Here is a 14105-nt window from a genome sequence, read left to right on the forward strand (position 1 = left end):
ATCACAATACTTGCGTTCATACAGATAATATGTTATAATATATAATGTATATTTATAAATCTAAAGGAGGTTTATTTATGGATCAGCTTATAAAATTACTGAAAAACAACGCCCGTATCACAAACAGCGAGCTTGCCGTTCTTCTCGATAAAACAGAAGAGCAGGTTGCAGCGGATATCGCCAAGCTTGAAGCAGACGGCGTAATAAAGGGCTATTCCGCGATCGTTGACGAAAGTGCCTATGACCCTAATTCAGTTTTCGCTCTTATAGAACTTAAAGTCACCCCACAGTCACAGTCAGGCTTTGACGAGATAGCAAACCAGATCGCAAGCTATGAGCAGGTGGAGTCCGTCCGCCTTATGTCAGGTGCTTATGATATAATCGTTGCCGTGAACGGTGCAAACATCAGGGATATCTCACAGTTTGTTTCCCAAAGACTTGCCACTATCGACGCTGTCCAGTCCACCGCCACACACTTCGTGCTAAAGGTCTATAAAGACAACGGCATCATGATAAGCACAGATGATAAAGACGAAAGAGGTTTGATCTCCCCATGATAGATTATAATAAAGTGCTTTGCCCTGCCATAAAGGAAATGAAGCCCTCAGGTATCAGAAAATTTTTCGATATCGCTCAGCAGCTAGAGGGCGTTATCTCCCTTGGCGTTGGCGAGCCTGACTTCAAAACTCCGTGGCTAATACGTCAGGAAGCTATCTCCACCCTTGAAAAAGGCAAGACCTGCTATACCGCAAACGCAGGACTTATAGCACTCCGTGAAGAGATAGCCAAGTATTTTCAGCGTACTATCCACACAAGCTATGACCCTAATAAGGAAATAATCGTCACTGTTGGCGGCTCTGAAGCTATCGACCTTACCATAAGATGCCTTATCCAACCCGGTGATGAAGTCCTTATAGTCGAACCGTCCTTTGTCTGTTATCGTCCTATCGTCTCACTATGCGGCGGCGTTCCAGTGGTCATAGAAACAAAGGAAGAAAACGAGTTCCGACTTACAGCAGACGAGCTTCGTGAAAAAATAACCGACAAAACCAAGCTCCTTGTCCTGCCCTATCCTAATAACCCAACAGGTGCGATAATGCGCCGTGAAGATCTTGAAGCTATCGCAAAGGTGCTTAAAGATACCAATATCATGATAGCCTCAGACGAGATATATTCCGAGCTTACATATTCAGGCAAGCATTGCTCTATCGCAGAAATAGAGGGTATGCGTGAGCGCACTATCGTCATAAACGGCTTTTCCAAAAGCTTTGCAATGACAGGCTGGCGGCTTGGCTTCCTTGGCGGACCAAAAGAGATAGTGTCCCAAATGCTCAAGCTTCATCAGTACGCTATCATGTCCTCCCCTACTGTCAGCCAGTATGCCGCTATCGTTGCCATGCACAGTTGTCAGAAGGATATAGATGCCATGCGTAACGAGTATAATATCCGCCGTCGCTTTGTGGTGGATTCTTTCAATAAGCTTGGTCTTAAATGCTTTGCACCACAAGGCGCATTCTATGTTTTCCCTTGTATCAAAAGCACAGGCATGACAAGCACCGACTTCTGCGAAAAGCTTGTGTACACCAAAAAGGTAGCCGTCGTGCCGGGAGATGCTTTCGGCGAGTGCGGAGAGGGCTATGTGCGTGTCTCCTACGCCTATTCCCTTAACCACCTGAGAGAGGCTATCAAACGTATCGGAGAATTTTTAGAGGATATCAAAAATGGTAACGTGCAGTAATTTAAAAATAAAAGCCTACGGAAAAATAAATCTTGCATTGGATATCGTTGGTAAACGTGATGACGGCTACCATATGCTAAATACTGTCATGCAGTCAGTGTCCTGCTTCGACCTCTTGGACTTCACACTCTCTGAGGGCGAGGGCATAGAGCTTACCTGCAAACTTGACAGCTTTCCAAAAGGCGAGGATAATATCATCACAAAAGCCTACCATGCCTTTGCCGACTTCACCCATATTGACTTCGGCTGTAAAATAACAGTGAACGTGGAGAAAAATCTCCCCTCACAAGCAGGCATGGGCGGAGGAAGTGCAGACGCCGCCGCTACCCTTAGAGCCTTGGACTTCATGTTTGATACAAGGCTCACCGATGAACAGCTCTGCTCCATAGGCGTGGCTCTGGGTGCAGACGTGCCTTTCTGTATTACAGGCGGCACAAGGCTCTGTCAGGGCGTTGGCGAAATAATGAGCAACCTGCCCTCACCCGACTGCGCTTTCGTAATAATAAAACCCGACGTGGGTATCTCCACCCCCGAAGCTTTCAAAAAGTATGACAGCATTTCAAACCCAAAACGCTGTAATATGGACGTCCTGCTGAGATATATCGGCGGCGGAAAGCTTTTCGGCATATGCTCAAACCTTTTCAATGTGCTGGAATATGCCGCCGACCGTGAGGAGATAGCTCATGCAGTGCAGGAGCTTAAAAACAGCGGAGCTCTCTCCGCCCTGATGACAGGAAGCGGCTCAGCCGTTTTTGGAGTTTTTCCCGATATCGCTTCCGCACAAACAGCCGCAGAAAAGCTGTCAAGCTGGAACTATAAGTGCGTTTGTCAGCCTGTAAAACAGGGCTGGGAATTTGTATATTAATGAGGTGAAATAATTGAGCAGAAATAAATGCAGAATTTGCGGATACCGCTTTAAAAGCGATGATGAGATAATTTGTCCTGAGTGCTTCACAGCCCGTGACGAGGATATAAGCTGTAACAGCCTTTCAGATGACCTGCACTCTCATGATCTCCGTGCCGATAACGAGCAGGACGGCTGGTTTGGTCAGTCTGAAAATGACACCTTCAAAGAAGAAAAGAACGATTTCGTTTCCGAGGAACGTAAAGAGGAAGCAAGGGACGAGAATTTCCAAAGCACCTATACCCCACCTAAAAAACCGACCCCTCCCCCAAGCTATTCAAATTCAAGAGCCGAAAAGCTTGCCGCCCTCAATAACTACAGCCAACAGCGCACAAGCTATAACCGCCCAAACAACAGCTCCTATAGCTTCAGCGCCACGAACATAAACCACTCTAACAAAAAGAATGGCGGCAAAGGCTGTGCCACCGCCGTTGTGGTCATAATAATCCTTATGGCTATCCTCCCAACTATCATAGGCTTTGTCTCATCAAAAATAATTTCAAGCAAATATGACGACTATAACTATGACTACGATTATGACGATACCTATAGTGAAGCCGAAGATGACTACACCGACCATTCCAACCTCTATGTAGCGCAAGACGCTGAGGACGGTACCTACAGCGTTCAGTATCAAGGCTATACCCTCACCGAACGCAAAGTAAGCGACCTGACCGATGAGGAAAGAAACTCCCTTTCAGGCGGTATTATAAGCGGTGACACAGTATGGGAAATAGACCTCGACCTTGATGTTAATATCAGCGATAGCAACAGACAGGTAAAATTCACCTTTGCCTACAACACCGCCTATGACGAAAACGATAATTCGTTTTTCTCAAACAACTTCTTCCCCGGTGAAAGCGACTACGAAGACGATAAGACCTATACGATCAAGTTTCTTGTCCCAGCCGATTCAAAGCGCACCACGTTCACAGCCTGCTTCCAGAACGACGATTTTATAACAGATTCATTCCAGTTCAATATCCCCCTTGACGAAAACACAGACTCATCAGGCGACCTATCCTCTGACTCCTACACCAAAATAGGCGGAGTTGACACAGCGGCATGAACGATATCCTTAAAAGCTGTACCCTCTGCCCAAGAGAGTGCAAAGTGAACAGATACGAGCATAAAGGCTTCTGCGGTGAAACTGCCAAAGTAAGGATAGCCCGAGCCGAGCTTCATATGTGGGAAGAACCTTGTATCAGCGGCACAGAAGGCTCAGGAACAGTATTTTTCTCAGGCTGCTGCCTGAAATGCTGTTTCTGCCAAAACTACGAGATATCCGCTCAGAGCAAAGGCTTTGAGCTTACCGAGCAAGAGCTTGCAGACACTTTTCTGCGGCTTCAATCAATGGGCGCAAACAACATAAACCTCGTCAATCCCACCCATTTCGTTCCGCAAATAATCAAAGCGCTCGACCTCTGTAAAGATAAGCTCACTATCCCCGTGGTCTATAACAGCGGCGGTTATGAAAAGCACCAAACGCTGGAGCTTCTTCGTGGCTATGTGCAGATATTTTTACCCGACCTTAAATATTTTGATCCTACACTTTCGGATAAATATTCCAAAGCCGCAGACTATTTTGAAAACGCCGCTGCTTCAATACATAAAATGGCAGAGCTTTCAGGCAAGCCAACCTTTGACGAAAAGGGCATAATGCAGAGCGGCACAATAGTCCGCCACCTTGTCCTCCCTACTCACCGTAAAGACTCCATAAAGCTTATGGAGTGGCTAGGCAAAAATTTTGCCAAAAACGAGATAATGATAAGTCTTATGAGCCAGTTCACCCCCGTGTATAAAGCCTTTGACTACAAAGAGCTTTGCCGTAAGACATCAACTTTCGAGTATAACACCGTCATTGACGCCGTGAATAAATACGGTTTTGAGGGTTTTGTCCAAAGCCGCACATCCGCCGCCAAAGATTTTATCCCCAAATTTTATGACGAAAAATACTACTGACATCCAATTTTTTATCGGACTGCCATGCTAACGCAGACAGCCCGATATTTTTGTAATAAAATTGTTATACATTCCCTATTGACATTTTGAACAAAAAAGTTTATAATGTTAATGTAAGTTTGGTAAAACAAACTTGAATGGGGTAACTTATGGGGTAAACATTAGTCACCAACCGTAAAAAGGGCAGCAAAATTGCCGCCTGCATATAAGTTATCGAAAAGAGGTCATGCAAATGTCAAAGGCTTTCGGTTCAAGATATTCCATTGAAAATTCCGAGGAAGCAAAGGAGTATTTTGAGTTTGTAAAGGACCTGCTTGACAGCGATGTTGTAAACGAAATGAAAAATTTTCGTCATCACTATAGTACGACTTGCTATCAGCATTGCATCAATGTATCCTACTATAACTATCTCGTTTGCAGAAAATTGGGACTAAATTCAAGATCCGCAGCAAGAGCAGGTCTGCTTCACGATCTGTTTCTTTATGATTGGCGGGATCGTGAGAAGAAAAAAGGCGAAATGCCTCACGGAATGACCCACCCAAAGGTCGCACTCAACAATGCAAAACAGCATTTTGAGATAGGCAAGCGTGAGGAGGATATGATAGTCAAGCATATGTGGCCGCTGACCCTGAAATTCCCTAAATACGCTGAATCTTACGTTATCGTGTGTATCGACAAATACACCGCAATGTTGGAAATAGGCTCTTATTTGGGTCAGAAAATGAAAGAAAAAGCGAAAGCAATGCGAACAAAACAGCATTAAACCAAAGCGGACAGGCACACACCTGTCCGCTTTCAGTTTGTTGACAAAGTCCTAAATAAATGTACAATTGATCGTACACTTATATAAACACAAAAAGACCGCCCCTAAGATAAGGGACGGTCTTTCCCGTTTATCAGGCAAAATAAACGGATATTGGTGTTTAGTGAATGTCGTTGTAAAGTGCAATGTAATCCTTGGCGGACTTTGTCCAACTGAAATTCTGCTTGAGCGCAGTGTTCACAAGCCTGCCCCACTTCATCTTGTCATCATAGTATGCCCTGGCTCTAACAACAGCGTCAAGCATATCATGTGCGTTGTAAGACTTGAAAGTAAAGCCGTTTCCATTCTTGTCGCCTGCATCATGGATACTGTCTCTCAAACCGCCTGTCTCTCTTACGATAGGTATAGTACCATATCTCAAAGCGATCATCTGAGCCAAACCGCAAGGCTCGCTCTGCGACGGCATAAGGAACATATCCGCACCAGCATATATCTTCTTGGACAGCTCAGGCACAAAACCGATGGTCAGACCCACTCTGTCAGGATAACGATAATGCATTTCGCTGAAAAAGTCCTCGTATATCTTCTCCCCCGAACCAAGAATAGCAAACTTGCAGCCAAGTCTGATGATGTCCTCAAACACATACTTGATAAGGTCAAGACCCTTGTGTGAAACAAATCTCGTTACGATACCGATAACAGGCTCTTTTCCATGTGCCATGCCAAGCTCGCTGAGCAAAGCGTGCTTGCAAACAGCCTTGCCCGTCTTGTCATTCAAACTATAATTCTTAGCAATAACAGGATCAGTTGCAGGATCATAAATCTTCTGATCTATACCATTAAGTATTCCGCAAAGCTTGTATTGCTTGTTAACAAGCTCCCTGTCAAGACCATGTGAATACCATGGATCAAGTATCTCCCAAGCATAGCTTGGCGAAACTGTCGTCACCTTGTCAGCCGTTTCAATAGCAGCCTTCATAAAGTTCACATCACCGTCATATGAAAGCAGATCCGTATGATAAAGCGGAATGCCCATAATATCGTTGATAAGTTCTAAGCCATATTGTCCCTGATACTGAATATTGTGTATGGTAAATACCGTCTTGATATCCTCATAACCCTGCTGATAGCGGTAGAAAATATCATAATAAACAGGAACAAGTGCCGTCTGCCAGTCATTGGCGTTTATAACATTTGGCTTAAAGTCGATGTATCTCAGCAGCTCGAGAACTGCCCTTGAGAAGAATATAAATCTCTCAGCATCATCATAAAAGCCATACAGACCGTTTCTCTGGAAGTAATACTCATTATCAAGCAGATAATAAGTCACTCCGTTCACAACGCCTGTAAAAACGCCGCAGTATTGATTTCTCCATGCCACCGGCACAGTGAAATTCGTAACATATGTCAGCTTGTCCTTAAGCTCCTGCCTGATAGAGCTGTAATAAGGTATCACGACTCTGCAATCGTGACCCTCGGCATTGATAGCCGCAGGCAGTGAGCCTGCAACATCAGCCAATCCACCTGAAGCAATAAAAGGCAAAGCCTCACTTGCAGTATAAAGTATGTTCATATCCGAACCCTCTTTCCTAAGTCATTGCGACCTTTTTATACAGAAGCTCCCTTTCCTACATACATAGGATACTGTGGCGAGCTTGTAAGGATATGGTTTTCACAGATAGAAACGTTCTTGTCTGTGATAAGATAGTTAAGCTCAGCATTGTCACCAACAACAGTGCCCTGCATAAGGATACAGTTCTTGACCTTTGCACCCTTGCCTACCTTAACGCCTCTGAACAGTACAGAGTTCTCTACCTCGCCCTCTATGATACAGCCGTCAGCAATAAGAGAATTTGATACCTTGCTGTCCAGATCGTACTTAACAGGAGCATTGTCGCTTACCTTTGTGTATATAGAACGCTTTGGAACGAACAGCTTGCGTGCATTCTCAGGTTCAAGCAGAGCCATGTTTGACTTAAAGTAGCTTTCAGGGCTGTTGAGCTTGCTGAAATAGTTATCGTACTCGTAGATCTTTATCTTAAGCTCTCTGCACTTCTCCTGAAGAATATTTCTCTCAAAGCTTACATTTCCTCTGGCCATTGCGTCATTAACAGTTTCAATAAGGAAATCCATTGACATAACGAACACATTAAGGCTCGTTGTGCAAGTGCCGCTGATGTCAGGATTGATAAGAACAGAGGTTACGTTCTTGTCAGCGTCAACGTTGAATACAGTTGAAGTCTTTATATCATCAGAGCTGTAAACGCCAGTGTGTGCAACAGCAGTAATATCAGCACCGCTCTCGATGTGAGCCGCAACGATAGGCTTGTAATCAATATTAGTTACAACGTCACAGTCTGAAAGGATAACATATTTAGCTCTTGAGTGCTTGATAAAGCTCATCGCACCATAAAGAGCCTCGATCCTGCCTCTGTAAAGAGTGCTTTCAACGTTGCCGAATGGAGGCAGAATGTAAAGTCCGCCCTTTTTTCTGGCCAGATCCCACTCTCTTGCAGAGCCGAGGTGATCCAGAAGTGACTGATAGTTAGATTTTGTTATAACACCGACCTCGCTTATGCCGCTGTTTACCATGTTAGACAGTGGGAAGTCGATAAGGCGGTATCTTCCGCCGAACATTACAGAACCCATAGTTCTGTTCTTTGTCATGTCGCCAAGAGTCGTGTCGTGCATATTAGCGAAAACAAGACCCAGTACGTTACCCATATTTACATCCATGTTTACTCGGTCCTTTCTTAGATATTCTCGTAAATTATTGCCTTTGGTGCAACAACACTGCCGTCAGAAACAGTCAGATTATTGCCCACTACAGCAACGCCCCATGAGTCCTTGTCCTCGATAGTTTCAGGTCTTGCACCGATCTGAGCGTTCTCACCGATAACAGTGTTCTCGCCAACGATAGCATACTCGACCTTTGCACCCTTCTTGACAACTGCGCCAGGCATAAGGATAGAATCCAGTATCTCAGCGCCTTCCTCAACAGTAACGCCGTCAGAGATCATTGAGAACTCGACTGAACCGTCGATAACGCAGCCCTCTGTTACCATAGAGTTCTGTACCTGAGCGTTCTTGCCTATGCTCTGAGGTGGCATAACAGGGTTTCTTGAGTATATCTTCCAGCTTGTATCATAAAGATCGATAGGAATGTTAGGATTGATAAGGTCCATATTAGCTTCCCAAAGAGAATCTATAGTTCCAACGTCCTTCCAGTAGCCGTCAAAACGATAAGCCACAAGCTTCTCGCCTGCTTCTCTCATGTCAGGGATAATGTTCTTGCCGAAGTCCTTTGAAGCTTCCTTGTCGTTCTCATTAGCGATAAGATAAGCTTTCAGCTTCTTCCAAGTGAATATGTAAATACCCATTGAAGCAAGAGTTGAACGAGGGTTCTTTGGCTTCTCCTCGAAGTCTATGATGTTGTCGTCCTCGTCGGTTATCATGATACCGAAACGTGACGCCTCTTCCTTTGGAACGTCCAGAACAGCGATAGTAGCGTCAGCGTTCTTAGCTTTGTGATATTCAAGCATCTTGTTGTAATCCATTTTATAGATATGGTCGCCTGAAAGAACAACAACATACTCAGGGTCATATCTGTCTACAAAAGCGATATTCTGATAAATAGCGTTTGCAGTACCCGAATACCAATCAGCGCCTGAAGCTGTCTGATAAGGAGGAAGCACATGAACGCCTCCGTGTATTCTGTCAAGATCCCAAGGCTGACCGTTTCCAATGTACTCATTGAGTACCAATGGCTGATACTGTGTCAGCACGCCCACTGTGTCGATACCTGAATTGATACAGTTCGAGAGAGGAAAATCAATGATACGATACTTAGCACCGAAAGGTACTGCCGGTTTTGCAACGCTCTGTGTCAGGGCATACAATCTGCTTCCCTGACCGCCTGCCAGCAGCATTGCAACACATTCTTTTTTGTTGAACATAATTAATTCACCCACCAATTTTTATTAAGTCTATATTACTCAGCCTTTTTAGCTGTGGACTTCTTAGTTGTTTTCGCCTTAGCGGCTTTCTTGACAGCAGTTTTCTTAGCCGCTGTCTTTGTTTTTTTCTTTCCCTCTGCCTTTTTCTCAGGCACAGGTCTTTCCTCTTTCTTCACCGTGAAATACATACAAGAGAACGCAGGAATATCGATGCAGACTGACTGGTCAAAGCCGTGCATCTTAACATCTACCGCCTTGACAGTACCGTTCGTGCAAGGGGATCCGTCAACAGAAGACGAGTTGAACACCTCTGTATAGCTGCCCCAGTAAGGAACGCCAAAGCAGTATGACTTTCTTTCCACAGGAACGAAGTTGCAAACCACGATGACCTCTCCGCCGTTTTTGTCAAAACGTCTGAAGATGATGATACTCTGCTTGAAATCGTCATTTGATATCCAGCTAAAGCCCTCCCAAGAGAAATCTCTTTCCCAGAACTGAGGGTGGTCAAGATAGAAATGATTGAGGTTCTTGGAGTAGTTCAGATAATTGCGGTGGTTCTCATATTCGTCCACCATGAACCATTCCAGACCATTCTCGTAATCCCACTCTCTGAACTGAGCAAAATCAGCACCCATGAACAGAAGCTTCTTACCTGGGTGAGCCATCATATAAGCCATGAACAGCTTGCACTGCTTGAACTTATTGTCGATATCTCCACCATACATTTTATTTACCAATGAAGCCTTACCATGCACTACCTCATCATGAGAGATAGGCAAAATAAAGTTTTCAGAGAAAGCATAGAAGAATGAGAACGTGAGCATATCATGATGAAAAGCTCTGTCAATAGGGTCAAGAGCCATATATTTGAGCATATCATTCATCCAGCCCATGTTCCACTTGAAGTTGAAGCCAAGACCGCCGTCGCTCGCAGGCTTTGTTACCATAGGCCATGAAGTTGACTCTTCGGCTATCATAAGGGTATTAGGGTTTCTTCCGAACACAGCGGTATTGAGATCCTTGAAGAACTGAACGGCTTCAAGATTTTCCTTGCCGCCGAACTTGTTAGGCGTCCACTCTCCGTCACGTCTGTCATAGTCAAGATAAAGCATAGACGCAACAGCGTCAACTCTCAGACCGTCAACGTGATATTTTTCTATCCAGTAAAGAGCGTTTGAGATAAGGAATGACTTTACCTCGCCCTTTGAATAATCGAAAACTCTCGTTCCCCAAGTGAGGTGATCTGCCTTTTTCGGGTCAGAGTATTCATATGACGGACCTCCGTCAAACTCGAACAGTCCTGCCTCATCTCTAGGAAAATGCGCAGGCACCCAATCAAGGATAACGCCTATTCCCGCCAAATGGAAAAGGTCTATCATTTTCATGAAGTCATAAGGCGTGCCGAAACGTGAAGTCGGCGCAAAATAGCCGATACCCTGATAGCCCCAAGAGCCGTCAAAAGGATATTCCGCCAGCGGCATAAGCTCGATATGAGTATAGCCCATTTCCTTTATATATGGGATTATAGTATCTGCAAATCTAACATATGAGAAATATTTTCCGTCAGGACAAGCCTTCCATGAATTGAGATGTACCTCATAGATATTCATAGGACAATTGTAGATATCCTTAGACTTCTTCTCGGTCATCCACTTTTTATCGCTCCAAAGATAATCGTCTATATCGAAAACCTTTGAGCCGGTGTTCGGAGCGACCTCCATGTGTGTGCCGTACGGATCAGCCTTATAATGGGTCTTGCCGTCACAGCCGTGGATACAGTATTTATATGTATCATAAGTCTGAAGTCCTGTAACAAAAGCCTCCCACACCTCTGAGTCGTCTATCTTCTCCATTGGAGTGGCATTTTCGTCCCAGTCATTGAAATCTCCCACAACAGAAATGCCCTCAGCGTGTGCTGCCCAGACTCTGAAATAATATCCTTCTATGCCGTCTTTCTCTCCCTTATGACAGCCAAGAAACTTATATGTTTCGCAGTTTGTGCCATTGTGGAAAAGATAGAGCGGCAGTTCATAATCCTTTGGAATAATATCTATCATAATTCAGCCTCCCTTGTCTTTTTGTGAAAACCGCTGAATAATTTCGGTGTTTCATACTTACATTTTAATCTTTTTTGAACAAATTTGCAATAGTTTTAGTAGTTATTCTCGTATTCGCACATATTTCAACAGATAGTTTTATATATTTTGCACAATAGATTTTATATAATAACATAGAAAAAGTAAAGTCAAAGTATACAAAAGTAAAAAATTGCAGGCAAAAGTCGGCAAAGTCATTTACATTCATTCTTCATTCTCGTCACGAAGGAAAATTTTTGCGGCAATAATAGTTATATCGTCACGCCTGCCTCCTGTTCGCTGAGCAAGCGCCTTTGCGCCAAGCGCCGTGACTATCTCCTGAGCGTTCATTCCGTTACAGCGGAGTATCTCTCGTGCTGTAGCGTCCTCGACACCGTCTGAGGTCATAAGCAGAACGTCCCCGTCAAAGAGCTTAAGCTCGCTCACATCAGGTGTACACTCCGCAAGTATCCCAGCAGGAAAAGCCTGTCCGCCGATAGCTTTAAGACCGCCGTCACGGAAAAGAAAGCTTTGCGCCGCACCCGATTTAAGAAACTGCACCGTTCCGCCATTAAGCTCCAGCCGCATTATATCAAGGGTCGCAAAAGATTCCTCCCAGCCCTTAACTCTGAGCATGGAATTTATAAGCCTATGGGCTGTCTGCATAGACATTCCCGATCGTATGAGCCTTGTAACAAGACTTACGGAAAACAATGAATCCAGTCTCGCTCTTTTTCCTGTTCCCATGCCGTCTGAAAGGACGATATACTTTTCGTTGACGCTTGAATCGAAGACTTCAAAGCTGTCTCCCGAATATTCTCCGCTTGACGAAGCTGAAAAGCTTTTTATATCAACTGTGAATTTCGGTATTTCCGCAAAGGACATTCTGGTTATATTATCCACCTTGACTATCACAGGCATATCAAGGTCATAATCTATCATTTCTGAAAGCGTTGCTGTGAGCCTTACAAGATCACCCCTGAACTGCGCAGTTATAAAAACGTCCACACGCTGACAAAGGTTTTCGTCTATGTAAACGCAGGCTTTCACATTTGGATAGCCAAGGTTTGAGAAATGCTCCCTTACTCTTGCTGAAAGCTGAGGATCAACGCTTCTCACCTGACCTGCCCTGAAAGAAAGGTCGGATAAGATATCCTCCATGGAGGAAAGCTGTTCGCTTAAAAACTCACGCATTTCACGAACTCTCATGCTGTCGGCACGTTCTGCCACAAAGTCGGTATACAATTCATTGAAGCTTTTGCAAAGAAGCGACTTTCTCACACAGCCTCCCAAATGCTTTTCAACGTCGTCAAGGCTGAGGTTATTATATGTACAAACTATACTTTCAAGCTTTGAAAAGCTGTCATCAAGCTGTACACAACGCTTACTGCACACTGAGTACATATCGCAATCGGTACAAACAACAGATCGTACACGCTTTGACAATGTAGCTTCCTTTGAGCGTTTATCTATCGCCGCAGTGACCATTGTAAGCTGACCTCTGATACCGCCCAGAGTTCTCGAAGCCATATTGAGCTTTGAAGAAGTGGTCTGCCCTACAAGGTCAACGGAATTTTTCACTCCCACCACTTTTTTTGCCACCCTTTTTATCACAGGAACAGGCAGGGCGATAAAAAGCACAGAGCCTATAAGCAAATCAGCAAACATTGAAAATGTATCACCGTTCACGCCCATTGCCACAAGGCTCACAAGTGAAACTGCAAGGAAAACAAGCACTATCACAAGAGAGCCGAATTGCAGAAAAGCTCCGCAAATAAGTCCTGACGTGGCAAGCAAAAGTGTATTTCTCGCAAGTGACGGAGTACAAAGGAGTACACCGCAGGTGGTCAATGCGCCAACAACTGCACCGCCTATATTTCTATACTTTCGCACTGCCATAAGCATAAACAAAGTGCCTGCTATCCTGCCCAGGTTCACCACATGGAGCGGTGCGGCAGTGATGGTCGAGATAAACATAATATAAAGTATAGCTGTGAAAACTCCGTTTATTCCTGTGAGGTCAAAAACACCGCTTCGGTTTCTTTGACGTTTTACGGTCAGTGCAATAAAAACAACACAGCCACACATGAGCGAGCTTATCATTCGCAGTGAAGCCGTATATGTATCCGACGGCATTGCAACCGACATTACACAGCTGAAAAGAAGCATTGCTCCTGTTGTGAGGAGCGACACAAAAACGGGGTCGTCCTTATGGTCAGCAGAGGGCATCACAAGCCTTACCGCCCCTATAACAAGTATCGCACAAAGCTGAACGATACCCTCTGAGAATGTTCCGCTTACAAAATATGCAAGTGCTGAGCCTAAAAAAGCAGGTATCACATTAGTTCCCGAAAGCACTGCCACCGCCACGTTCATTGACGAGGGGAAGCCTAAGATCTTTCCGAAGCTTGCCGCAAACGCTGCTGCCGCCGATAAAACAGCCATAAGTACATTCGTTTTGCCTGAGGTATGAAATTTTGCCGTATGCCGTATTTTTTCCATTGCTTATCACGTCCTATGTTTCCAAAATGTAATAATTACATTTTAGCAGGACTATCAAGCGAAAGGTGTCGCAATATGGGCTTGAAATTGAAATACTGACCAAATTTACGGACAGATCTCATAACTTTCAACGTCATGAAAATCTGATGTAGAAAACGCAGATAATATAAAGCAATATGGAGCAAAACGAACGAGCAAAGCGGGA

At 44.5% G+C, this 14105-nt stretch carries 11 protein-coding genes; 6 read left to right on the forward strand and 5 right to left on the reverse strand.

Annotated features, from left to right (window positions below; genetic code table 11):
- Positions 1-77: 77 nt before the first annotated feature.
- The 6 genes from QVO88_RS07845 (at position 78) to QVO88_RS07870 (ending at position 5367) form a co-directional block, all read left to right on the forward strand.
- Positions 78-557, forward strand: a complete 480-nt coding sequence (locus QVO88_RS07845; RefSeq protein ID WP_022287945.1) for an Lrp/AsnC family transcriptional regulator — start codon at positions 78-80, stop codon at positions 555-557.
- On the forward strand, positions 554-1738 hold the full coding sequence (locus QVO88_RS07850) for an aminotransferase class I/II-fold pyridoxal phosphate-dependent enzyme (RefSeq protein WP_022287946.1): 1185 nt from the start codon (positions 554-556) through the stop codon (positions 1736-1738). Before QVO88_RS07845 ends, QVO88_RS07850 begins: the two co-directional genes overlap by 4 nt.
- Positions 1722-2603: a 4-(cytidine 5'-diphospho)-2-C-methyl-D-erythritol kinase gene (gene ispE / locus QVO88_RS07855; protein ID WP_022287947.1), complete on the forward strand. Its 882-nt coding sequence runs from the start codon at positions 1722-1724 to the stop codon at positions 2601-2603. Before QVO88_RS07850 ends, ispE begins: the two co-directional genes overlap by 17 nt.
- A 13-nt stretch (positions 2604-2616) precedes the next feature.
- The gene (locus tag QVO88_RS07860; RefSeq protein WP_022287948.1) at positions 2617-3711 is read left to right on the forward strand and encodes a hypothetical protein; all 1095 of its coding nucleotides are present in this window, start codon (positions 2617-2619) and stop codon (positions 3709-3711) included.
- Entirely contained in the window at positions 3708-4604 is an 897-nt protein-coding gene (locus QVO88_RS07865) for a radical SAM protein (protein WP_022287949.1), read from the forward strand. Before QVO88_RS07860 ends, QVO88_RS07865 begins: the two co-directional genes overlap by 4 nt.
- Before the next feature lie 232 nt (positions 4605-4836).
- Positions 4837-5367 carry an HDIG domain-containing metalloprotein gene (locus tag QVO88_RS07870; RefSeq protein WP_022287950.1) on the forward strand — a complete coding sequence of 177 codons (531 nt, stop codon included), beginning with the start codon at positions 4837-4839 and terminating at the stop codon, positions 5365-5367.
- A gap of 160 nt (positions 5368-5527) precedes the next feature.
- Here QVO88_RS07870 and QVO88_RS07875 read toward each other — a convergent pair whose 3' ends face one another.
- The 5 genes from QVO88_RS07875 to QVO88_RS07895 all read right to left on the reverse strand — a co-directional run bounded on the left by QVO88_RS07875 (position 5528) and on the right by QVO88_RS07895 (position 13900).
- Positions 5528-6940, reverse strand: coding sequence for a glycogen synthase (locus QVO88_RS07875; protein ID WP_022287951.1), 1413 nt, complete (start codon positions 6938-6940; stop codon positions 5528-5530).
- 35 nt (positions 6941-6975) lie between these two features.
- Positions 6976-8091, reverse strand: a complete 1116-nt coding sequence (gene glgD, locus QVO88_RS07880; protein WP_242992021.1) for a glucose-1-phosphate adenylyltransferase subunit GlgD — start codon at positions 8089-8091, stop codon at positions 6976-6978.
- A 29-nt stretch (positions 8092-8120) separates the two neighbouring features.
- Entirely contained in the window at positions 8121-9323 is a 1203-nt protein-coding gene (locus tag QVO88_RS07885) for a glucose-1-phosphate adenylyltransferase (RefSeq protein ID WP_022287953.1), read from the reverse strand.
- A gap of 35 nt (positions 9324-9358) precedes the next feature.
- Positions 9359-11380 (reverse strand): 1,4-alpha-glucan branching protein GlgB, encoded by a 2022-nt coding sequence (glgB, locus tag QVO88_RS07890; RefSeq protein WP_022287954.1) that lies wholly within the window; start codon positions 11378-11380, stop codon positions 9359-9361.
- 243 nt (positions 11381-11623) lie between these two features.
- Entirely contained in the window at positions 11624-13900 is a 2277-nt protein-coding gene (locus QVO88_RS07895) for a SpoIIE family protein phosphatase (protein ID WP_022287955.1), read from the reverse strand.
- Between the last annotated feature and the right edge of the window lie 205 nt (positions 13901-14105).

It is taken from the genome of Ruminococcus sp. CAG:57 (genome assembly GCF_000435935.1).
Lineage (GTDB): Bacteria > Bacillota > Clostridia > Oscillospirales > Ruminococcaceae > Hominimerdicola > Hominimerdicola aceti.